The sequence below is a fragment of the Nesterenkonia marinintestina genome (assembly GCF_025420485.1).
GTDB classification, from domain to species: domain Bacteria; phylum Actinomycetota; class Actinomycetes; order Actinomycetales; family Micrococcaceae; genus Nesterenkonia; species Nesterenkonia marinintestina.
Genome location: NZ_JAOEFD010000001.1, coordinates 260529 through 282365, shown reverse-complemented (window position 1 = coordinate 282365; position 21837 = coordinate 260529). Strand labels below are relative to the sequence as shown.

Here is a 21837-nt window from a genome sequence, read left to right as displayed (position 1 = left end):
GCTCACATCTCGAAGTAGGTCGGATGATGGGCCTCGCACCCCGGATTGAACGTCGCACCGCACCCCCGGCACTCCGGTGTGCCGAGATACTCCTCGATGCTGAACCGACGATCACAGACCCGGCACATCAGGGCGATCGCCCGATGCATGGTCCTGGGCCACGCTTCGATCGCATGCGACTCGTGGTCCGCATGGCAGTGCAGGCACGGATACCATGCGCCGCAGCAGTGGAACCGGATGGTGAGCACATCGGTGGGGCCTGTGTGGTGCCCGCAGCGGATCTCCCCCCGCGGACGGTTCAGGTCCCGCCCAGATTCGACCAGCATGCGTGTCACCGCGCCCACAGCCAGCCGCGCGTGACGCTCCGGTCTGCTCAAGGCCACGATCGTCCGCACCGCCCGCACGCCCGTGACCGGTCGGAGCACCATCGATGGGGTCGGAGCGGTGGTGAACTTCGGGAGCAGAGCGGCGCCCATGCCGGCGCCGACCAGGCTTTCGACCAGCCGATTGTCGCGCAGCCGGATCCGGCGATCCAGCGATCGACCGAGAGTGTTCTCCATCGCGATCAGGACGCCGTCGAAGGGGTATCCCTCAGGGACACCGATCCACGGCACCTCGCCCGCCGCTTCGGGGCCGAGGGATTCGCAGACGGCGACCGGGTGGTTCCGGGGCACGGCGGCCACCAGCGGTTCGACGACGATCGGTGTCACCACCAGTCCCTCCGTCCCCCGGGGGACCTGCGGGTCGGCGCTGTGCGCCAGTACGACGTCGACGTCGTGGGCTCGCACGGCGAAGTCGTCCTCAGCCAGATCGAAGTCGTCGAGGCTGAGGGCCAGCTCGCCGCCCTCTGTGCGACGGAGCAGTCCCGGCAGCAGAGCCTGGCCTGCGCTGGGCAGCGTGCCGATGCTCACCTCTCCCGCGGGCTCCCCGCGTGCGGCGTCCAGCGTCGCGCTCAGGGCCGCCAACCGTTCGCCGATCTCCACGGCGCCCCGGGCCAGCAGCTCGCCCTCCGGGGTCAGACGGACGCTGCGTGATGCCGGCTCGACCAGACGCACACCGAGTTGACGCTCAGCCGCGCGGACCTGCTGCGAGACCGCCGAGGGGGAACGGTGGGTCGCCTCGGCCACGGAGGCCAGCGTGCCGCGCGCGGCGATCTCCCGCAGCAGCTCGAGGTGGGCCATCCGCAGACGGCCGGAGGACTGATTCATCAGTCCAGCTTCACAGATGGTGTAGGAGAAGTCACTGGTCCTTCAGTGAGGTCCTTCCTAGGCTGATCGCATGCCCGCACGTCATGTCATCCTCGCCCTCTGCGTGGCGGTCCTCTGGGGAGTGAACTTCCTGGCCATCCACCTGTCGTTGGAGCACTTCCCACCGATGTTCCTCGTCGCCGTGCGCTTCGCCGTGATGGCTCTGCCGGCGCTGCTGCTGGTGCCGAGGCCGCAGGTCCCGATGCGGTTCCTGATCGGTTACGGGCTCGGTTTCGGGACCCTGCAGTTCTTCGGTCTCTATCTGGGGATGGCGGCGGGTTTCCCCACAGGCCTGGCGTCGTTGGTGCTGCAGTCTTCGGCGCCGTTCACCGTGCTGCTCGGAGCGCTGCTGCTGAGGGAGTCCCTCACTCCGCGTCGTGGGATCGGTGTCGGCGTCGCCGCAGCGGGCCTGGCCGTCGTGGGAGTCTCCCGCGGAGGCCTGGACGGTTGGGGCCCGTTCCTGCTGGTCGTCCTCGGCGGGTTCGGCTGGGCGCTGGGCAACCTCGCGTCGCGTCAGGCCCGCGCCGCGCGCCCCATGCACCTGGTGCTGTGGATGTCGGTCGTCCCGCCGCTGCCCATGCTGGCGCTGTCCCTCACGATTGAGGGCCCGGCCACGATCCGTGAGGCTCTGACGACGTCGCTGACGGCTGCGGCGATCCCGGCCTGGGCCGGCCTGGCGTACACGGTGGTGCTGGGCACCCTCGTCGGCTCCGCCGTCTGGGTCTGGCTCATGGGCCGCCATCCGGCCGGCACGGTGGCCCCGTTCTCCATGCTGGTTCCCGTGGTCGGGATCCTCACGGCCTGGGCGGTGCTGGGGGAACGGCCCACCGGCTGGGAGGTGCTCGGCGGGGTGCTCGTCGTGGGCGGAGTGCTCTGGGCCAACGGGCGTCCTCATGGTCCGAACAGTCTTCGACGTCTGAGGCCGGTGTCACAATCCGAGACGCCCCGTGGTCGGGCCCCCGCGCAGGCTGACACCGGCATAGAATCTGGCCATGGCACAGCGCACCCCTGAGGACCGTACCCCGCCCCAGGCCGTGACCGGCCCGTCCACTGCGGAGAAGCCGCGCAGCTGGCAGGTCACAGACGGCTACACCCGTGCTCCCGCCCGCGGCATGCTGCGCGCCGTAGGAATGGGCGACGAGGACTTCGCCAAGGCGCAGATCGGCATCGCGAGCTCGTGGAACGAGATCACGCCCTGCAACCTGTCCCTCGACCGGCTGGCGCGGGCGACGAAGGAGGGCGTGCACGCCGGAGGCGGCTACCCGTTGGAGTTCGGCACGATCTCCGTCTCCGACGGGATCTCCATGGGTCACGAGGGCATGCACTACTCGCTGGTCTCGCGCGAAGTGATCGCCGACTCGGTCGAGACGGTGATGCAGGCCGAGCGCCTCGACGGCTCCATCCTGCTGGCCGGTTGCGACAAGTCCCTGCCCGGCATGCTCATGGCCGCGGCGCGGCTCGACCTCTCCTCCGTGTTCCTCTACGCCGGATCGATCATGCCCGGCGTCGCACGGTTCGCCGACGGGTCGGAGAAGGAGGTCACCCTCATCGACGCCTTCGAGGGTGTGGGCGCCTGCGCACGGGGCACGATGAGTGAAGAGGACCTCGACGTCATCGAGCGGGCGATCTGCCCCGGTGAGGGCGCCTGCGGAGGGATGTACACGGCCAACACCATGGCCTGCATCGCCGAGGCGCTGGGGATGTCGCTGCCCGGATCGGCCGCCCCGCCCAGCGCGGACCGTCGTCGTGACCACTACGCCCACCGCTCCGGCCAGGCCGTGGTCGAGCTGCTCCGCCGCGGCATCACCACCCGCGACATCCTCACCCGCGAGGCCTTCGAGAACGCGATCGCGGTGACCATGGCGTTCGGCGGCTCCACCAATGCGGTGCTCCACCTGCTCGCCATCGCGCGCGAGGCCGGAGTGGATCTGAGCCTGGACGACTTCAACCGGATCGGGGACCGTGTGCCCCACCTGGGGGACCTCAAGCCCTTCGGTCAGTACGTGATGGCTGATGTGGACAAGGTCGGAGGGGTGCCGGTGGTCATGCGGGCGCTGCTCGACGCCGGCCTGATCCACGGCGACTGCCTCACGGTGACCGGAGGCACCGTGGCCGAGAACCTCGCCGAGGTCGACCCGCCGGACATCGACGGTCAGATCATCCGCGCCCTGGACGACCCGATGCACCACAACGGCGGCATCGCGGTGCTGCGGGGTTCGCTCGCCCCGGAGGGCGCTGTGGTGAAGTCGGCCGGCTTCGACGCCGAGGTCTTCGAGGGCACGGCTCGGGTGTTCGACCGTGAGCAGAGCGCGCTGAAGGCCCTGGAGGAGGGGAGGATCAGCGCCGGCGACGTCGTCGTCATCCGCTATGAGGGCCCCAAGGGCGGCCCGGGGATGCGTGAGATGCTCGCCATCACCGGGGCGATCAAGGGTGCGGGCCTGGGCAAGGACGTCCTGCTCATCACCGACGGGCGCTTCTCCGGCGGGACCACGGGGCTGTGCATCGGCCACATCGCGCCGGAGGCGGTCGACGGCGGGCCCATCGCCTACCTGGCCGACGGTGACGCCATCCGGGTGGACATCGGCTCGCGCAGCATCGAACTCGACGTGGACGAGGACGAGCTGGCCCGACGACGCGAGTCTTGGACGCCGATGGCCCCCTATGTGACCACCGGAGTGCTGGGCAAGTACGCCAAGCTGGTGCGCTCGGCCGCGGAGGGCGCCTACTGCGGCTGATAGGCACCATCATCACCGACCATCACCACCGACCATCACCAACCGTCCAGATCCTGAGACGGGCACCCCATCCGTTGACACGTGACGCGGCTCGCAGGAAATATGACAGTCATGCGTCACCTGCTACGAGGAGTACCCGTACTCACCGCCGGGGGAGTGTGATCCGATCACAGCCCTCTGGGCGGCCCAGGGCCTGCTCGTCGTCAGGGGCAGGAGACCAGGTCGCACCGAGTCGACGCACATCGCTCACCCCGGCAGAGATCCCAGCAGGGACGCTCCTCTGTCGGGGTTTCTCTGTCCCGGGGCGACGACGAGTCCACACAGGCATCGGGCGCAGGCCCGCCGAGCGCACACAGGAACGATGACATGAGCAGCCCAGCAGCGACCCGCACCGCATCCGCGGCCCCGCGCATCTATGGTCCCGGCCGACCGGTCGAGCCGGTCCCGGTGACCGGCTCGGAGTCGATCATCCGCAGCCTCGAGGCCCTCGGGGTGACCGATGTGTTCGGGATCCCCGGCGGAGCCATCCTGCCGACCTACGACCCGCTGATGGACTCCGCCGAGGTGAACCACATCCTGGTGCGCCATGAGCAGGGCGCCGGCCACGCGGCCCAGGGGTACGCGATGGCCACGGGTGAGGTGGGCGTCTGCTTCGCCACCTCCGGCCCGGGGGCCACGAACCTGGTGACGCCGCTGGCGGACGCGCACATGGACTCGGTGCCGATGGTCGCGATCACCGGGCAGGTCAATGCCCAGGTGATCGGCACCGACGCCTTCCAGGAGGCGGACATCGTCGGGATCACCACCCCGATCACCAAGCACTCCTACCTCGTCACCGACGCCGACGAGATCCCGCGGGTGATGGCCGAGGCGTTCCACCTGGCCTCCACCGGGCGTCCCGGACCGGTGCTGGTCGACGTCACCAAGTCGGCTCAGAACGCGCGGACCACGTTCTCCTGGCCGCCAAAGGTCGACCTGCCGGGCTACCGGCCCGTCACGCGCGGCCACGCCAAGCAGGTCCGCGAAGCGGCGAAGCTGATCGGTGAGTCCCGACGGCCGGTGTTCTACGTCGGCGGGGGACTGGTGAAGGCCGGAGCGTTCGACGAGTTCCGCCGCCTGGCCGAGACGGTGGGCGCCCCCGTGGTCACCACGCTGATGGCCCGCGGCGCCTTCCCCGACTCGCACGAGCTGAACATCGGGATGCCCGGGATGCACGGCACGGTCGCCGCCGTGGCGGCCATGCAGCGCTCGGACCTGCTGATCACCCTCGGCGCCCGATTCGACGACCGGGTCACCGGCCAGCTGGACACCTTCGCCCCCGGCGCCCGCGTGATCCACGCCGACGTCGACCCCGCCGAGATCGGGAAGAATCGGCGGGCCGACGTGCCGATCGTCGGATCTCTGAAGGAGGTCGTTCCGGAGCTGACCGCCGCAGTGGAGGACCGCACCGCTCGCCACGGTCGTCCGGACCTCGACCCCTGGATGAGTCAGATCCGTCGCTTCCAGACGACCTATCCGCTGGGGTACACGCCCCCGGAGGACGGCGGGATGGCTCCGCAGAAGGTCATCGAGAGGATCAGCGACGCCGCCGGCCCGGAGGCCGTGTACGCGGCCGGAGTCGGCCAGCACCAGATGTGGGCCGCGCAGTTCGTGAAGTACGAACGGCCGCGCCAGTGGCTGAACTCCGGCGGCCTGGGCACGATGGGCTACGCGGTCCCCGCGGCGATGGGCGCGCAGGTCGCGGCACCCGAGCGCACCGTGTGGGCCATCGACGGCGACGGCTGCTTCCAGATGACCAACCAGGAGCTGGCCACCTGCGCGATCAACGGGATCCCCATCAAGGTCGCCGTCATCAACAACTCCTCGCTGGGGATGGTCCGACAGTGGCAGACGCTGTTCTACGACTCGCGCTACTCCCACACGCATCTGAACACCGCCCTGACCCCCGACGGCGCCGACGTCGTGCGCATCCCCGACTTCGTGGCGCTGGCCGAGGCCTACGGCTGCGTCGGACTGCGCTGCGAGCGTGACGAGGACCTCGACGACGTCATCGCCCAGGCGATGGCCGTGACCGACCGGCCCGTCGTCGTGGACTTCGTGGTCTCCCGCGACTCCATGGTCTGGCCAATGGTCCCCGCCGGGGTGTCGAACTCCGACATCCAGGTCGCCCACAACATCAAGCCCGAATGGGACGACGAGGAGGCCCCCGATGAGCACCAGTGATCCCACCCGACTCTCCCGCCGACACACCCTCTCGGTCCTGGTGGAGGACGTGCCGGGCGTGCTCTCCCGGGTCTCCGGGATGTTCTCCCGCCGGGCGTTCAACATCGACTCGCTGGCCGTCGGGCCCTCCGAGATCCCCGGACTGTCGCGGATCACCGTCGTCGTGGACGCCGACGAGGTGCTGCTCGAACAGATCACCAAGCAGCTGAACAAGCTGATCAACGTCATCAAGATCATCGAGCTCGCGCCCGACGGCGCCGTCGAGCGCGACCACCTGCTGATCAAGGTCCGCGCGGACTCGACCATGCGGCTTCAGGTCACCCAGGCGGTGGACCTGTTCCGGGCGAAGATCGTCGACGTCTCGGTCGACTCCCTGACCGTGGAGGCCACCGGCGCCCAGGACAAGCTCAACGCCCTGCTGGAGGTCCTCGAGCCCTACGGCATCAAAGAGATCGTCCGCTCCGGCACCCTGGCCATCAGCCGCGGTTCGAAGTCCATGACCGAGCGCGCGCTGCGCCAGTGACCGACCGTCGGCCGCCTCCGGCCCGACCGTCACCCCGACCACCTCAACCACGACACCGACATCGAGGAGAAGAACCTGTGACTGACCTCTACTACGACGACGACGCCGACCTCTCCGTCCTCTCGGACCGGAAGGTCGCGGTGATCGGCTACGGCTCCCAGGGCCACGCCCACTCGCTGTCCCTGCGCGACTCCGGAGTGGACGTCGTCGTCGGGCTGAAGGAGGGCTCCTCCTCGAAGGCGAAGGCCGAGGAGCAGGGCCTGAGCGTGAAGCCGGTGGCCGAGGCCGCCGCCGAGGCGGACATCATCATGATGCTGGTGCCGGACCAGCACCAGGCCGAGGTGTACACCGAGGAGGTCGCCCCGCACCTGAAGGCCGGCGACGTGCTGATGTTCTCCCACGGCTTCAACATCCGGTTCGGCTTCATCGACCCGCCGGCCGACGTCGACGTCGCCATGGTCGCACCCAAGGGCCCCGGCCACGTGGTCCGCCGGGAGTACGAGGCCGGACGCGGGGTGCCCGCGCTCATCGCCGTGGAGCAGAACCCGTCCGGCCGTGCGAAGGAGGTCGCCATGGCCTATGCAAAGGCCATCGGCGGCACCCGGGCCGGGGTCATCGAGACCACCTTCACCGAGGAGACCGAGACCGACCTCTTCGGTGAGCAGGCGGTGCTCTGCGGCGGAGCCTCCCAGCTGGTCCAGTACGGGTTCGAGACCCTCACCGAGGCCGGCTACCAGCCCGAGATCGCCTACTTCGAGGTCCTCCACGAGCTGAAGCTCATCGTCGACCTCATGGTCGAGGGCGGCCTGACCAAGCAGCGCTGGTCCATCTCCGACACCGCCGAGTTCGGCGACTACGTCTCCGGCCCCCGCGTGATCTCGCCGCAGGTGAAGGAGAACATGAGGGAGGTCCTGGGCGACATCACCTCCGGTGCCTTCGCCCAGCGGTTCATGGACGACCAGCGCAGCGGCCGTAAGGAGTTCGAGGAGCTGCGTCGGAAGAACGAGTCGCACCCCATCGAGTCCACCGGACGGGACCTGCGCAAGCTGTTCTCCTGGATCACCCAGGACGACGACTACACCGAGGGCACCGCCGCCCGGTGACCCGGCGACGTCGGACGGGCCCCCTGCGGGTCCGTCCGACGTCCGTCTGCCCGCACGGTCTCAGCGCCCGCCCGACACGCCTCCAGCACGCTCCCCCGACAGAAGGATCCCGCCCACCGTGACCGCCGCCCGCCCCGTCGTCGTACTCGCCGAGGAGCTGTCCCCCGCCACCGTCGAGGCCCTGGGCCCCGACTTCGAGATCATCCAGTCTGACGGCACCGACCGTCCGCGCCTGAAGCAGGACCTGGCCGAAGCCGATGCCCTGATGGTCCGCTCGGCCACCACGGTCGACGCCGAGGTCCTCGCCGCCGCACCGCGGCTGAAGATCGTCGCCCGCGCCGGCGTGGGACTCGACAACGTCGACATCCCCGCCTCCACCGAGGCCGGGGTGATGGTCGTCAACGCGCCGACCTCGAACATCACCTCGGCCGCGGAGCTGACCTGCGCCCACATCCTGGGCCTGGCCCGTCACGTGGTGCCGGCCGCCGTCGCACTGAAGGGCGGCGAGTGGAAGCGATCGAAGTACACCGGCGTCGAGCTTCAGGGCAAGACCCTCGGCGTCATCGGTCTGGGACGGATCGGCGGCCTCGTCGCCGAGCGCATGCGCGCCTTCGGGATGGAGATCGTCGCCTACGACCCCTACGTGACCTCGGCGCGGGCCCACCAGCTCGGAGCACAGCTGGTCACCCTGGACGAGCTCTACGCGGCCGCCGACGTCATCACCATCCACATGCCCAAGACCCCCGAGACCCTCGGGATGCTCAACCGCGAGGCCTTCGCCAAGATGCGCGACACCGCACTGGTGGTCAACGTGGCGCGCGGCGGCCTCATCGACGAGGACGACCTGCACACCGCGCTGTCCGACGGCGCGATCGCCGGGGCCGCGGTCGACGTATTCGCGTCCGAGCCGGCCACCGACCTCGACCTCTTCGGCCACGAGTCCGTGGTGGTCACCCCCCACCTCGGCGCCTCCACCTCCGAGGCCCAGGAGAAGGCCGGGGTCGCCGTGGCCCGCTCGGTGCGCCTGGCCCTGGCCGGAGAGCTGGTGCCCGACGCGGTCAACGTCGTCGGAGGGGCGATCGACGAGTACGTGCGGCCCGGGATCCCGCTGATGGAGAAGCTCGGTCGGACCGTCACCGCACTGGCCCCGGACGCGCTGACCGACGTGGAGACCGAGGCCGCGGGGGAGATCGCCGACTACAAGATCGACGCCCTCCAGCTGGCCGCACTGAAGGGGATCCTCACCGACGTCGTCTCCGAACAGGTCTCCCACGTCAACGCCCCCGTGCTCGCCGCCGCACGCGGCATCGAGGCCCGGCTGATCACCGCCGCCGGGATCGACGACTACCGCAATGCGCTCACCATCCGCGCGGCGACGGGCTCGGGCGCCCAGATCGAGGTCCGCGGCACGCTGACGGGACCGAAGCAGGTCGAGAAGCTCGTCGGCATCGACGGCTACGAGTTCGAGCTGCCGCTGACCGAGCACCTGGTCATGCTGGAGTACTCGGACCGCCCGGGCGTCATCGGCACCCTCGGGCGGATCCTGGGCGAGCATTCGGTGAACATCGCCGGGATGCAGGTCTCGCAGAAGGCCGACCGGGGCTCCGCGCTCGCGGTGCTGGCGATCGACGGCCCGCTGCCCGCCGGTATCCTGGACACTCTCCGCGCGGAGATCGACGCCGTGCGCGCCGCCGAGATCGACCTGGAGGAACACCGCTGATGACCCCGGCCCCGCCGTACTACCTCACCACGGCGATCCACTATCCCAACGGGGATCCGCACATCGGCCACGCCTACGAGGTCATCGCCGCCGACGTGCTGGCCCGGTTCCAGCGCCTGGACGGCTACGACGTCTTCTTCCTCACGGGAACCGACGAGCACGGGTCGAAGATGCAGCAGACCGCCCAGAAGCTGGGCATCACTCCGATGGAGCTGGCCACGCAGAACTCCGAGCGGTTCCGGCGCATGGGCGACGACGTCGCAGGCGTCACCTGCGACCGCTTCATCCGCACCACCGATGACGACCACTACGCGGCGTCGAAGGCCATCTGGACCCGCATGGCCGAGTCCGGAGACATCTACCTCGACACCTACGCCGGCTGGTACTCGGTGCGTGACGAACGCTTCTTCACCTCGGACGAGACCGAGGTCGGCGAGGACGGGGTCCGACGAGCCGCCGAGACGGGCACCGAGGTCACCTGGACCGAGGAGCAGTCGTACTTCTTCCGCCTCTCCGGCTACCAGGACCGTCTCCTGGAGCTCTACCGGGCGAATCCGGAGTTCGCCGGACCGGCCTCACGGTTCAACGAGGTCATCCGCTTCGTCGAGGACGGACTCGAGGACCTGTCGATCTCCCGGACCACCATGGACTGGGGCATCCCCGTTCCGGAGGCGCCGGGCCAGGAGGACTCGGACCTGCACCACGTGATGTACGTCTGGGTGGACGCCCTGACCAACTACCTCACCGGCGTCGGCTTCCCCGACACCGAGTCGCCGGAGTTCGACAGGTGGTGGCCGGCCGATGTGCACATCATCGGCAAGGACATCTCGCGCTTCCACTGCATCTTCTGGCCGGCCTTCCTCATGAGCGCGGGGCTCGAGCTGCCGAAGCGGGTCATGATCCACGGATTCCTGCACAACCGGGGGGAGAAGATGTCCAAGTCGGTGGGCAACGTCGTCGCTCCGGCCGAGTGGGTCGCCGAGTACGGCCTCGACGCCGTGCGGTTCTTCCTGATGCGTGAGTTCCCCTTCGGCCAGGACGGCTCCTACAGCCATGAGGCCGTGGTGGGGCGGAAGAACGCCGACCTGGCGAACAATCTGGGGAACCTCGCCCAGCGGTCGCTGTCGATGATCGTGAAGAACTGCGACGGCGCGATCCCGCAGCCCGGAGAGCTGACCGAGGACGACCGGGCGATCCTGGACCAGGCGGCGGGACTGCTCGAGATCTCACGCACGGCCTACGCCAAGCAGGACTTCCACCGGGCGCTGGAGCGCACGTGGTACGTCCTGGGGGAGACCAACGCCTACTTCGCGGAGCAGCAGCCCTGGGTGCTGCGCAGGACCGACCAGGACCGGATGGCCACCGTGCTCTACGTCACCGCCGAGGTGCTGCGGCGGGTGGCGCTGCTGGCCCAGCCGGTCATGCCGACCTCGGCGACGAAGCTGCTCGACGCGCTCGGTCAGCCCGCCGCGGGCGACGCCGGCGCCTCCGGTGCCTCCGGCTCCGGGCCGCGCAGCTTCGCCGCCTTCGAGCGGTCGCTGACCCCGGGGACTGCGATCGCCAAGCCTGAACCGGTGTTCCCACGCCACGAGGACGAGGAGTGAACTCTTCGATGACCCAGACGTTCCGCATCGCCGTGATCGGCGGCGACGGCATCGGACCGGAAGTCGTGACCGAGGCCCGTCGGGTCCTGGAGGCCGCACTCGGCGACGGGGCGGCTGCGGTGCTCGAGTACACCGAGTTCGACCTCGGCGCCGCCCACTGGCTGGCGACCGGCGAGACCCTGAGCGAGGAGACCCTCGACCGGCTCCGCGGATTCGACGCGATCCTGTTCGGCGCCGTCGGGGCCCATCCCCAGGACGAGAAGGTCCCGTCCGGGCTGCTCGAGCGTGAGGTTCTGCTGAGGATGCGCTTCGCCCTCGACCACTGCGTGAACCTGCGACCCTCCCGCACCTACCCGGGCACGGCCACGCCGCTGGCGGGCTCCCCGGACATCGACTTCGTGGTGGTCCGCGAAGGGACCGAGGGTCCCTACGTGGGCAACGGCGGCGCCGTCCGTCGCGGAACCCCCCAGGAGATCGCCACCGAGACCTCACTGAACACCGCCTACGGGGTCCGTCGCGTCGTCGAGGACGCCTTCGTCCGCGCCGCCGCGCGGCGCCGACACGTGACCCTGGTGCACAAGCACAACGTGCTCACCCACGCCGGATCCCTGTGGCGCCGCCTCACCGAGGAGGTCGCCGCCGAGCACCCCGAGGTCGAATGGGACTACATGCACGTCGACGCCGCCACCATCCACATGGTCGCCGACCCCGGCCGCTTCGACGTGATCGTCACCGACAACCTCTTCGGGGACATCCTCACCGACCTGGCCGCGGCGGTGACCGGGGGGATCGGACTGGCCGCCTCGGCGTCGATCAACACCGAGGGCACGGCGCCGTCGATGTTCGAACCGGTCCACGGTTCGGCCCCCGACATCGCAGGCCGGGACCTCGCCGACCCCACGGCGGCGATCCTCTCCGCGGCGCTGATGCTCGACCACCTGGGCCTGGGAGAGGCGGCGGCGCAGGTCGAGCGGGCCGTGCACGAACAGCTGGCCGAATGGGCGCAGACGCCCGAGGGGGCGCCTGCGCCGTCCACCCGCGAACGGGGGGAGGCGGTCGCCGCGCGCCTGCGCGGCTGAGGCGTTAGGGTGAACCTGACATGATGATCCGCGCCACACTCGGCGCGGCGGCGAAAGGTTCCTCCGATGCAGTTCGACGTCACCCCGAATCCGCAGCCCGTCGACGAGACCCGCCTCCGCGAGATCCTGGCCGACCCGGGCTTCGGCTCCCACTTCACCGACCACATCGCCGCGGTGGACTGGAGCTGGGATGAGGACGGGGGACGCTGGCACAGTGCGCGGGTGGAGGCCTACGGCCCCATCTCCCTCGACCCGGCGGCGTCGGTGCTGCACTACGCCCAGGAGGTCTTCGAGGGCATGAAGGCCTACAGGCACTCCGACGGAGGCATCTACACGTTCCGCCCGACGGCCAACGCCGCCCGGCTGCGGCGCTCCGCCCGACGCATGGCGCTGCCGGAGCTCGACGACGCCACCTTCCTGGCCTCCCTGGAGCAGCTGCTCGCCGCGGACCACCGGTGGGTCCCCGACGGCGACGGAGAGGCTCTGTACCTGAGGCCGTTCATGTACGCCTCGGAAGCCTTCCTCGGGGTGCGCGCCGCCCATGAGGTCAGCTACCGCGTGATCGCGTCGCCTGCCGGCAACTACTTCGGCGGCGAGCTCAGGCCGGTGCGGATCTGGGTCTCCCGCGACTACACCCGTGCCGCACCCGGAGGCACCGGGTCGGCCAAGACCGGGGGGAACTACGCCGGTTCCCTGGTGGCCCAGCAGCAGGCCGCGGACAACGGCTGCGCCCAGGTGCTGTTCCTCGACCCGCTGCAGGACAACGCCGTCGAGGAGCTCGGCGGGATGAACGTCTTCCTGGTCACCTCCGACGGTCGTCTCATCACCCCCGAGCTGACCGGCACGATCCTCGAGGGCATCACCCGGGACTCGGTGATCCGGCTGGGTCGGGACCGCGGAATGCCGGTCGAGGAGCGGAGGGTCACCCTCGACGAATGGGCCCGCGGGGTCGAGGACGGCACCATCACCGAAGCCTTCGCCTGCGGCACCGCCGCGGTCATCACCCCGATCGGTGAGCTGGTCGACGGAGACGCGGTCATCGCCTCCCCGGGCACCGGAGAGGTGACCTCCGCCATCCGTGAGGAGCTGCTGGGCATCCAGACCGGAGCCGTCGAGGACCGGCACGGATGGCTCCACCGGCTCGTCTGATCGTCGGTCCGGTCACCGGCCGGGTCCGCGGCGGATAGACTGGCCGTCATGCGCATCGCACGATTCGTCACCGAGGAAGAGCCCGTCTACGGAGTCGTCACCGGCGATCCGGGCGAGGAGACCGTCACCGAACTCGCCGGGGATCCGTTCTTCGTCGGCGTCCAGCAGACCTCCACCACCCACCGGCTGGAGGACGTGCGGCTGGTCGCACCGATCATCCCCCGGTCGAAGGCGGTCGGCATCGGCCGCAACTACGCCGACCATGCCGCCGAGATGGGCAGCGAGCTCCCGGCGTCCCCGATGATGTTCTTCGTCCCCAACACCGCCGTCGCCGGCCCCGGCGACCCCATCACCCTGCCCAGCTTCTCGGACGAGGTCCACTACGAGACCGAGCTGTGCGTGGTCATCGGCCGCATCTGCAGGGACGTGCCGCTGGACCGGGTCTCGGAGGTCATCTTCGGCTACACGGTGGGCAACGACGTCTCGGCCCGCGACGCTCAGCGCACCGACGGCCAGTGGGCTCGGGCCAAGGGCTTCGACGGGTCGGCGCCCATCGGCCCGTGGATCGAGACGGAGCTCGACCCCGAGGGGCTGAGGATCACCGGACGGCTCAACGGCGAGACCGTGCAGGACAGCTCCACCTCCGAGATGGTCTTCGGCGTCCCCGAGCTGGTCTCCTACGCCTCCCAGGCCTTCACCCTGCTGCCCGGCGACGTGATCTTCACCGGGACGCCGGCCGGCGTCGGACCGGTGACCGACGGAGACCGGTTCGAGGCCGAGGTCGAAGGCATCGGCGTCCTGTCCAACACCTTCCGGCGCTGACCCGTCCGCGGACCCCATCACGACCCTTCAGGAGACCCCCGCACCGATGAGCACCCCCTCGCCCTCCGCCGCCCCCTCGATCCCCACGGTGGCCGACGACGTCGCCGTGCGCGTCCGGTTCTGCCCCTCGCCGACCGGAGTGCCGCACGTCGGACTGATCCGCACCGCCCTGTTCAACTGGGCCTACGCCCGCCACACCGGGGGCACCATGGTGTTCCGGATCGAGGACACCGACGCCAAGCGTGACTCCGAAGAGTCCTACCAGCAGCTGCTCCGGGCGCTGCGGTGGCTCGGCATCGACTGGGACGAAGGTGTGGAGGCCGGGGGAGACCACGGCCCCTACCGACAGTCCCAGCGGGCGGAGATCTACGCCGACGTGCTCTCCCGGCTGCAGGACGCCGGCTTCGTCTACGAGGCCTTCTCCACGCCCGACGAGGTCGAGGAGCGCCACCGTGCGGCGGGTCGAGACCCCAAGCTGGGCTACGACAACTATGACCGCGACCTCAGCGAGGACCAGATCGCGGCCTTCCGGGCCGAAGGACGGCAGCCGGTGCTGCGTCTGCGAATGCCCGACGAGGACATCACCTTCACCGACCTCGTGCGCGGGGAGATCACCTTCGCGGCGGGCTCCAGCCCCGACTTCGTCGTCGCCCGAGGGGACGGACAGCCGCTCTACACCTTGGTGAATCCGGTCGACGACGCGATGATGGGCATCACCCACGTGCTCCGCGGTGAGGACATCCTCTCCTCGACGCCGCGGCAGATCGCCCTGTATCGGGCGCTGCACGCCGTCGGCGTCGCCGAAGCCCTGCCGCGGTTCGGCCACCTGCCCTATGTCATGGGGGAGGGGAACCGGAAGCTGTCGAAGCGGGACCCGGAGTCCGACCTCTTCCACCATCGTGACCGCGGATTCGTCCCCGAAGGTCTGCTCAACTACCTCGCCCTCCTCGGCTGGTCGCTCTCGGCCGACGAGGACGTCTTCACCGTGGACCAGCTCGTCGAGGCCTTCGACGTCGCCGATGTGCTGGCCAACCCGGCACGGTTCGATGTGAAGAAGGCCGAGGCGATCAACGGCACCCACATCCGGATGCTGGAGCCGGAGGACTTCCGCGACCGCCTCGTGCCGCACCTGCAGGCCCTCGGCCTGGTCGGCGACGAGCTGACGGAGCGGCAGTCGGCCCTGCTCGACGGTGCGGCTCCGCTGGTGCAGGAACGGATCGCCCTGCTCCGCGAAGGAGCGGACATGACGGCCTTCCTGTTCGTGGACGACGAGGAGCTGGTCATCGAGGACAAGGCCTTCTCCGGACTCGGAGAGCAGGCGGTGGAGACCGTCGACGCCGCACTGGAGGCGCTGGAGGCGGTGACCGAGTGGTCCACGGAGTCGGTGGAGGAGGCGCTGCGCGGGGCGCTGATCGAGGGCATGGAGCTCAAGCCCCGCAAGGCCTTCGGCGCGGTGCGCTCAGCGATCTCGGGGCGGAAGGTCTCGCCGCCGCTGTTCGAATCGATGGAGCTGCTGGGGCGGGAGTCGTCGCTGTCCCGCCTGCGTCGTTTCCGCGAAGAGCTGGCCGCGCGGAGCTGACGGCCTCGTGGCCGCGGGGTGACGAACATCTCCGCCCGAACCCCGGTCCGCAGTTTTGTGCTGCGGCCCGGGGCTCGTGTAGAGTAGTGGATCGTTGCCCGCCGCAGTGCATGCGGCGAGGTGCGGGAAATCACATAGATGATCTCCGCAATGGGCTATGGTGTAATCGGCAACACGACGGTTTCTGGTACCGTTATTCTAGGTTCGAGTCCTAGTAGCCCAGCGCAGACTCCGATTTGCGGAGCTGAGATTCGCCCTGCTAGGGTGAATAGGTCCTCGAGCCGAGGATGAAAGAACAATTCAGGGCCCCATCGTATAGCGGCCTAGTACGCCGCCCTCTCACGGCGGTAACGCGGGTTCGAATCCCGCTGGGGTCACGACTGAGAAAGTCCCCCAGATCTCGACTGAGATCTGGGGGACTTTCTCTATTCTCCATCTCGCCTGATCTGGCACGATGTCTACTGTGTCTGATGCCGCCGGTGACCATGTCTGCAGCGAGAGGGCGACGGTCGCATCCCTCGGGGAGGACCGGATCCTCAGCCTGCTCCTCGACGCACTGGGGCCCGTCGCATCCGAGGGCGGCGCAGTGACGCTCGGCGCGGGCGACGACGCGGCGCTGCTCGAGGTCCCCTCGGGCCGTGCCGTGCTGACCACCGACACCCTGACCGAGGACCAGGACTTCCGGCGTGCGTGGTTCGCCTCAGACTCTGCGTGCGGCACCTCGGTCGGACACAAGGCGGTGGCGCAGAACCTCTCCGACGTCGTCGCCATGGGGGCCCGCCCCACCGCCCTGCTGCTGAGCCTCGTGCTTCCGCCGGCGCTGGAGATCGAGTGGATCGAGGGCTTCGGCTCCGGAGTGCGACGGGCGCTGGAGACCGACGACGCCGCAGTGCGCGTGGCCGGCGGCGACCTCGGATCCGGACCCGTCGTGACCGTCACCGTCACCGCCGTCGGGGAGGCGGCCGACCCACCGCTGCTGCGCAGCGCAGCACGCCCCGGCGACATGATCGCCGTCGGGCCCCTCGGACGCGCCGCAGCGGGCCTGGCGCTGCTGGAGGCGGGACATCCCGCCGACGCCGCAGAGCATCGAGACGTGCTCCGGGCCCAGCTCCGCCCCGTCGTCGACCTCGGGGCGGGGACACGTGCCCGTGGGGCCGGCGCCGCGGCGGGCATGGACGTCTCGGACGGGCTCCTGCGGGATGCTCGGCGTCTCGCCGCGGCCTCGGACGTCGTGCTCGACCTGCGGTCCTCCGCCCTCCGGCCCATGGGGCGGGGCCTGCTCTCCGCCGCCCGCGCCCTCGGGGCGACCAGCGGCGAGGCGGCCGAAGCCCAGGCCCTGCGGTGGATGCTCACCGGGGGAGAGGACTATGTCCTGCTGGTGACGCTCCCGGCCGGTTCCGAGGTCCCGGAAGGCCTCACCGTGGTGGGCTCGGTGCAGGGAACGGACTCGAGCCCGGCCGGCGCCGTGCTGCTCGACGGTGAGGACCCCGCCGCGCTCCTCGGGACGACGGGGTGGGACTCACTGCGCTGAGGCTCCTCGGCCTCAGCCCTCGTACAGCCGCCCCAGCTGGGCGAAGTCCCAGCCGGCGTCCTTCCACTCGGCCGAGGTCAGGACGTTGCGGGCGTCGAGGAGTCGGCGCTGGGCGACGAGACCGTCGAGGTCGGCCGGGGTCAGCGCCTTGAACTCGTCCCATTCGGTGGTCAGCACCACCAGGTCGGCCTCACGGACCGCGTCCTCCATGGAGGGGCAGTAGTCCAGCCGCGGGAAGCGCTTGGCCGCATTGGCGCCGCCCTCGGGGTCGTAGACGGCGACATGCGCTCCGGCGACGTAGAGACGGTTCGCCACGTCGAGGCCGGGGGAGTCGCGCACATCGTCGGAGAGCGGTTTGAAGGACACGCCCAGCACGGCGACCCTGCGGTCCTCGAGGTCGCCTCCGAGCATCTGCTCCGAGAGGGTCACCGCCCGTTCGCGTCGGCGCAGATTGATCTGGTCCATCTCGGAGAGGAAGCGCATCGTGTGGTCCAGGCCCAGCTCGGAGACCCTCGACTGCAGCGCCCTGATGTCCTTGGGCAGGCAGCCGCCGCCGAATCCGACGCCGGCGTTGAGGAACTTCCGGCCGATCCGTGTGTCGTGGCCCAGCGCGTCGGCCAGCGTGCGGATGTCGCCGCCGACGGTCTCGGTGACCTCGGAGAAGGCGTTGATGAAGGAGATCTTCGTCGCGAGGAAGGCGTTCGCCGCGACCTTGACCAGCTCGGCGGTCTCGAAGTCCGTCGCGATCCACGGAGTCTCCCGACCCAGCGCCTCGGCGTAGACCTCCCGCAGGGTCTCCACGTCCTCGTCCCGCTCGGCACCGACCACCAGGCGGTCGGGACGGAGCGTGTCCTGCACCGCCAGACCCTCGCGCAGGAACTCCGGGTTCCAGGCCAGGGCGACGTCGACGTCGTCGCGGGAGCGCTCGTGCAGCAGGTCGGCCAGGCGTCGGGCCGTGCCGACCGGGACGGTGGACTTGCCCACGATCAGCGAATCCCTGGTGATGACCCGGGCGAGGTCGGTGATCGCCGCGTCGACGTAGGTCATGTCCGCGCCGTTGCTGCCGGGCAGCTGGGGCGTCCCGACGGCGACGAAGTGCACGTCCGCCCAGTCTCCGACCTCGGAGACGTCGGCGGTGAAGCGCAGCCGCCCGGAGTCCACGTGCCGTCGGATGAGCTCCGGCAGGCCGGGCTCATGGAACGGCAGGTCGCCGCGGGAGAGCTTCTCGATCTTCTCGGGGTCCACGTCGACGCCGAGGACGTCGAATCCCAGCTCGGCCATGCCGGCTGCATGCGTGGCGCCCAGGTATCCGGTGCCGATGACGCTGATGTTCTTGACCACGGTCCACATCCTAGGCGGTGCCGGGCGCCCTCCGGCTCAGGCGTCGCCCAGACCCTGTTCCATGGCCTCGGGATTCTTCCGCAGCATCTCGGTCAGCTGGTGGGAGGCCTGCACCACGACCTCCGCATGGAGTCGGCCGGGCTGGCGGGTCAGCCGCTCGATCGGCCCCGAGATCGACACTGCGGCGATCACCCGACCCGAGGGGCCGCGCACAGGGGCCGACACAGAGGCCACCCCGGCCTCCCGCTCACCCAGGGACTCGCCCCAGCCGCGCCGTCGGACCCCGGCCAGCACGGTGGGGGTGAAGCGCGCCCCCTGCAGCCCCTCCACCAGGCGCTGATGGTCCTCCCAGGCGAGCAGCACCTGTGCGGCGGAGCCGGCCTTCATCGACAGCTGGGTGCCGACCGGGATGGAGTCCCGCAGTCCGATGGGCCGCTCCGCGGAGGCCACGCAGATCCGCGACTGACCCTGGCGGCGGTAGAGCTGGGAGCTCTCGCCGGTGAAGTCCCGCAGCTGGAGCAGTATAGGGCCCGCCGCGGAGACCAGCCGGTCGTCCACGGCGGCGGAGGCCAGCTCGGCCAGCCGCGAGCCGATCACGTAGCGCCCTCGGACGTCGCGGCTGACGAAGCGGTGGTGCACCAGCGCCCCGGCCAGTCGGTGGGCGGTGGGGCGCGCCAGCCCGGTGATCTCCACCAACTGGGCGAGCGTCGCCGGGCCGCCCTCCAGGGCGTCGAGGATCATCACCGACTTGTCGACCACGCCGATGCCCGAGGGGGACCGCAGCGGCCTTCCGGAGACCGACCGGGAGGCCGGACGCGCCGCCGTATCGGTGGACGGGTCGGCCGACGGGTCGGCGGGGCGTGGGTGGCGGGCCGGTCGCGACATGGTGCCCATGGTAGTCGAGCCGCAGATCCGGGTCTCAGATACTGAGAACCGGATCGTGGCTCTGGTCTCCCTCCCGCGACGGTGGTTCGGTGGAAGGACATCCTGCAGCGGCAGTGCAGACATCAGGAGGTTGCCATGGCCGCGAACGAGACCGCCGACTCCGTGTCGCCGGCGCCCATGACGATGGCCGAGAAGGTGTGGCGCGAGCACGTCGTCGTCGCCGGGAGCGAACAGGACGGGCACCGCACTCCGGACCTGCTCTACATCGACCTGCACCTGGTCCACGAGGTCACCAGTCCTCAGGCCTTCGAGGGGCTTCGGCTGGCCGGACGCGGCGTGCGCCGCACCGAGCACACCATCGCCACCGAGGACCACAACACTCCGACGGTCGACATCGACCGGCCGATCGCCGACCCGACCAGCCGGAAGCAGGTCGACACGCTGCGCACCAACGCCGAGGAGTTCGGTGTGCGTCTGCACTCGCTCGGCGACGCCGACCAGGGGATCGTCCATGTGATCGGTCCGCAGCTGGGGCTCACCCAGCCCGGGATGACTGTGGTCTGCGGAGACTCCCACACCTCGACCCACGGCGCCTTCGGCGCCCTGGCCATGGGGATCGGCACCTCGGAGGTCGAGCATGTCCTGGCCACCCAGACCCTGCCCCTGAAGCCGTTCCGGACGATGGCGATCACGGTGAACGGGACGCTGCGTCCCGGAGTGAGCTCCAAGGACGTCATCCTCGCCGTGATCGCGAAGATCGGCACCGGCGGCGGGCAGGGCTACGTGCTGGAGTACCGCGGCGAGGCCGTCGAGAAGCTGTCGATGGACGCCCGCATGACCATCTGCAACATGTCCATCGAGGCCGGAGCCCGCGCGGGCATGATCGCACCGGATCAGACGACCTTCGACTTCATCGCCGGTCGCCCGCACGCCCCGCAGGGGGCCGAGTGGGACGAGGCGGTCGAGTACTGGAAGACCCTGCGCACCGACGAGGACGCGGTCTTCGACGCCGAGGTCGTCATCGACGCCGACGAGCTCGAGCCCTTCGTCACCTGGGGCACCAACCCCGGTCAGGGCGTCTCGCTGTCGGGCAGCGTCCCGCAGCCCACCGACTTCGACGACCCGGCCGCCCGCGACGCGGCCGAGCGTGCCCTGGAGTACATGGCTCTGGAGCCGGGCACCCCGATGCGCGACATCCGCGTCGACACGGTCTTCCTCGGCTCCTGCACCAACTCGCGGATGGAGGACCTGAGGGCCGCCGCGGAGATCATCCGTGGACGGAGCAAGGACCCCGATGTGCGCATGATCGTGGTACCCGGCTCGGACAGGGTGCGCCTGGAGGCCGAGGCCGAGGGTCTCGACCGGATCTTCACGGAGTTCGGCGCCGAATGGCGCTTCGCCGGATGCTCGATGTGTCTGGGCATGAACCCCGACCAGCTCGCCGAGGGGGAGCGGTGCGCCTCGACGTCGAACCGCAACTTCGAAGGACGGCAGGGCAAGGGCGGACGCACCCACCTGGTCTCACCGGTGGTGGCCGCGGCGACTGCGGTGCGCGGCACCCTCTCCGCGCCCTCCGACGTCCTCAGCCCCGCCCCGCAGCCGGCCTGAGCCGGGCCGCACGGCGGACCTGCCGATCGGCCCGACGGCACACACGACACAGGAGCCATCGATGGAACCCATCACCACCCACACCGGCGTCGGAGTCCCGCTGCGGGCCTCGAACGTCGACACCGACCAGATCATCCCCGCCGTGTACCTCAAGCGGATCACCCGGACCGGATTCGAGGACGCGCTGTTCTCCTCCTGGCGTCGGAACCCCGACTTCGTGCTGAACCGTCCGGAGTATGCCGACGGGTCGGTGCTCGTGGCAGGACCCGACTTCGGCACCGGCTCCTCGCGCGAGCACGCGGTCTGGGCGCTGAAGGACTACGGATTCCGCGTGGTCATCGCCGCGCGGTTCGCCGACATCTTCCGCGGCAACTCCGGCAAGCAGGGGCTGCTGACCGCGCAGGTGCCGCAGGCCGAGGTCGAGCTCATCTGGAAGGAGCTGGAGAACGACCCGGGGCTGGAGGTCGCCGTGGACCTGGTCGAGCGCACCGTGCGCTGCGGGTCCGTGGAGACGAGCTTCGAGATCGACGACTACACCCGGTGGCGCCTGCTCGAGGGCCACGACGACATCAGCCTGACCCTGCAGCACGAGGACGCCATCTCCGCCTACGAGGCCACACGGCACCGGTTCCGACCCAAGACGCTGCCGGCCCGGACGTGAGGCACGACCTGTCGGCGGTCCGGCACG

The 21837-nt window shown here is 70.0% G+C and carries 17 protein-coding genes and 2 tRNA genes; 16 read left to right on the top strand and 3 right to left on the bottom strand.

Annotated features, from left to right (window positions below; genetic code table 11):
• Positions 1-2: 2 nt before the first annotated feature.
• On the bottom strand, positions 3-1208 hold the full coding sequence (locus tag N7E59_RS01190; protein WP_261623076.1) for a LysR substrate-binding domain-containing protein: 1206 nt from the start codon (positions 1206-1208) through the stop codon (positions 3-5).
• A 70-nt stretch (positions 1209-1278) separates the two neighbouring features.
• Between N7E59_RS01190 and N7E59_RS01185 the strand changes: the two genes are divergently transcribed.
• From N7E59_RS01185 to thiL, 14 genes are all read left to right on the top strand, one after another.
• A complete protein-coding gene (locus N7E59_RS01185; RefSeq protein WP_261623075.1) occupies positions 1279-2259 on the top strand; it encodes an EamA family transporter in 981 nt (326 codons plus the stop codon).
• Complete coding sequence (ilvD, locus tag N7E59_RS01180; protein WP_261623074.1) at positions 2240-3982, top strand: dihydroxy-acid dehydratase; 1743 nt, start codon at positions 2240-2242, stop codon at positions 3980-3982. The genes N7E59_RS01185 and ilvD overlap by 20 nt, the downstream gene beginning before the upstream one ends.
• Before the next feature lie 366 nt (positions 3983-4348).
• Positions 4349-6205, top strand: a complete 1857-nt coding sequence (locus N7E59_RS01175) for an acetolactate synthase large subunit (protein ID WP_261623073.1) — start codon at positions 4349-4351, stop codon at positions 6203-6205.
• Entirely contained in the window at positions 6192-6728 is a 537-nt protein-coding gene (gene ilvN, locus N7E59_RS01170; protein ID WP_261623072.1) for an acetolactate synthase small subunit, read from the top strand. Before N7E59_RS01175 ends, ilvN begins: the two co-directional genes overlap by 14 nt.
• A 77-nt stretch (positions 6729-6805) precedes the next feature.
• The gene (gene ilvC / locus N7E59_RS01165) at positions 6806-7831 is read left to right on the top strand and encodes a ketol-acid reductoisomerase (RefSeq protein ID WP_261623071.1); all 1026 of its coding nucleotides are present in this window, start codon (positions 6806-6808) and stop codon (positions 7829-7831) included.
• 118 nt (positions 7832-7949) lie between these two features.
• Positions 7950-9551 (top strand): phosphoglycerate dehydrogenase, encoded by a 1602-nt coding sequence (gene serA, locus N7E59_RS01160; RefSeq protein ID WP_261623070.1) that lies wholly within the window; start codon positions 7950-7952, stop codon positions 9549-9551.
• Entirely contained in the window at positions 9551-11155 is a 1605-nt protein-coding gene (gene metG, locus N7E59_RS01155) for a methionine--tRNA ligase (RefSeq protein ID WP_261623069.1), read from the top strand. Before serA ends, metG begins: the two co-directional genes overlap by 1 nt.
• Positions 11156-11163: 8 nt before the next feature.
• Positions 11164-12234, top strand: coding sequence for a 3-isopropylmalate dehydrogenase (locus N7E59_RS01150; RefSeq protein WP_261623068.1), 1071 nt, complete (start codon positions 11164-11166; stop codon positions 12232-12234).
• Between the two features lie 66 nt (positions 12235-12300).
• On the top strand, positions 12301-13383 hold the full coding sequence (locus tag N7E59_RS01145; protein WP_261623067.1) for a branched-chain amino acid aminotransferase: 1083 nt from the start codon (positions 12301-12303) through the stop codon (positions 13381-13383).
• Positions 13384-13431: 48 nt separating this feature from the next.
• Complete coding sequence (locus tag N7E59_RS01140; RefSeq protein ID WP_261623066.1) at positions 13432-14205, top strand: fumarylacetoacetate hydrolase family protein; 774 nt, start codon at positions 13432-13434, stop codon at positions 14203-14205.
• 46 nt (positions 14206-14251) lie between these two features.
• A complete protein-coding gene (gltX, locus tag N7E59_RS01135; protein WP_261623065.1) occupies positions 14252-15784 on the top strand; it encodes a glutamate--tRNA ligase in 1533 nt (510 codons plus the stop codon).
• A gap of 151 nt (positions 15785-15935) precedes the next feature.
• Positions 15936-16007: transfer RNA gene (locus N7E59_RS01130), tRNA-Gln, on the top strand.
• Between the two features lie 81 nt (positions 16008-16088).
• Positions 16089-16161, top strand: a tRNA-Glu gene (locus N7E59_RS01125).
• Positions 16162-16247: 86 nt separating this feature from the next.
• Positions 16248-17315 carry a thiamine-phosphate kinase gene (gene thiL / locus N7E59_RS01120; RefSeq protein WP_261623064.1) on the top strand — a complete coding sequence of 356 codons (1068 nt, stop codon included), beginning with the start codon at positions 16248-16250 and terminating at the stop codon, positions 17313-17315.
• Between the two features lie 12 nt (positions 17316-17327).
• Here thiL and N7E59_RS01115 read toward each other — a convergent pair whose 3' ends face one another.
• Together N7E59_RS01115 and N7E59_RS01110 are read right to left on the bottom strand one after the other, a co-directional pair.
• On the bottom strand, positions 17328-18665 hold the full coding sequence (locus tag N7E59_RS01115; protein WP_261623063.1) for a UDP-glucose dehydrogenase family protein: 1338 nt from the start codon (positions 18663-18665) through the stop codon (positions 17328-17330).
• Positions 18666-18692: 27 nt separating this feature from the next.
• Entirely contained in the window at positions 18693-19541 is an 849-nt protein-coding gene (locus N7E59_RS01110) for an IclR family transcriptional regulator (RefSeq protein WP_390904984.1), read from the bottom strand.
• A 135-nt stretch (positions 19542-19676) separates the two neighbouring features.
• On the opposite strand from N7E59_RS01110, the gene leuC reads away from it, so the two are divergent.
• Together leuC and leuD are read left to right on the top strand one after the other, a co-directional pair.
• Positions 19677-21149, top strand: coding sequence for a 3-isopropylmalate dehydratase large subunit (gene leuC / locus N7E59_RS01105; protein ID WP_261623062.1), 1473 nt, complete (start codon positions 19677-19679; stop codon positions 21147-21149).
• A 61-nt stretch (positions 21150-21210) separates the two neighbouring features.
• On the top strand, positions 21211-21810 hold the full coding sequence (gene leuD, locus N7E59_RS01100; protein WP_261623061.1) for a 3-isopropylmalate dehydratase small subunit: 600 nt from the start codon (positions 21211-21213) through the stop codon (positions 21808-21810).
• Positions 21811-21837 lie beyond the last annotated feature (27 nt).

Coding starts and splice junctions, on each gene's coding strand:
- N7E59_RS01140 (WP_261623066.1), top strand. CDS start 13,432: ATGCGCATCGCACGATTCGTCACCGAGGAAGAGCCCGTCTACGGAGTC.
- N7E59_RS01115 (WP_261623063.1), bottom strand. CDS start 18,665: ATGTGGACCGTGGTCAAGAACATCAGCGTCATCGGCACCGGATACCTG.
- ilvN (WP_261623072.1), top strand. CDS start 6,192: ATGAGCACCAGTGATCCCACCCGACTCTCCCGCCGACACACCCTCTCG.
- metG (WP_261623069.1), top strand. CDS start 9,551: ATGACCCCGGCCCCGCCGTACTACCTCACCACGGCGATCCACTATCCC.
- N7E59_RS01175 (WP_261623073.1), top strand. CDS start 4,349: ATGAGCAGCCCAGCAGCGACCCGCACCGCATCCGCGGCCCCGCGCATC.
- leuD (WP_261623061.1), top strand. CDS start 21,211: ATGGAACCCATCACCACCCACACCGGCGTCGGAGTCCCGCTGCGGGCC.
- N7E59_RS01145 (WP_261623067.1), top strand. CDS start 12,301: ATGCAGTTCGACGTCACCCCGAATCCGCAGCCCGTCGACGAGACCCGC.
- leuC (WP_261623062.1), top strand. CDS start 19,677: ATGGCCGCGAACGAGACCGCCGACTCCGTGTCGCCGGCGCCCATGACG.
- N7E59_RS01150 (WP_261623068.1), top strand. CDS start 11,164: ATGACCCAGACGTTCCGCATCGCCGTGATCGGCGGCGACGGCATCGGA.
- ilvD (WP_261623074.1), top strand. CDS start 2,240: ATGGCACAGCGCACCCCTGAGGACCGTACCCCGCCCCAGGCCGTGACC.
- N7E59_RS01110 (WP_390904984.1), bottom strand. CDS start 19,541: ATGTCGCGACCGGCCCGCCACCCACGCCCCGCCGACCCGTCGGCCGAC.
- N7E59_RS01190 (WP_261623076.1), bottom strand. CDS start 1,208: ATGAATCAGTCCTCCGGCCGTCTGCGGATGGCCCACCTCGAGCTGCTG.
- N7E59_RS01185 (WP_261623075.1), top strand. CDS start 1,279: ATGCCCGCACGTCATGTCATCCTCGCCCTCTGCGTGGCGGTCCTCTGG.
- gltX (WP_261623065.1), top strand. CDS start 14,252: ATGAGCACCCCCTCGCCCTCCGCCGCCCCCTCGATCCCCACGGTGGCC.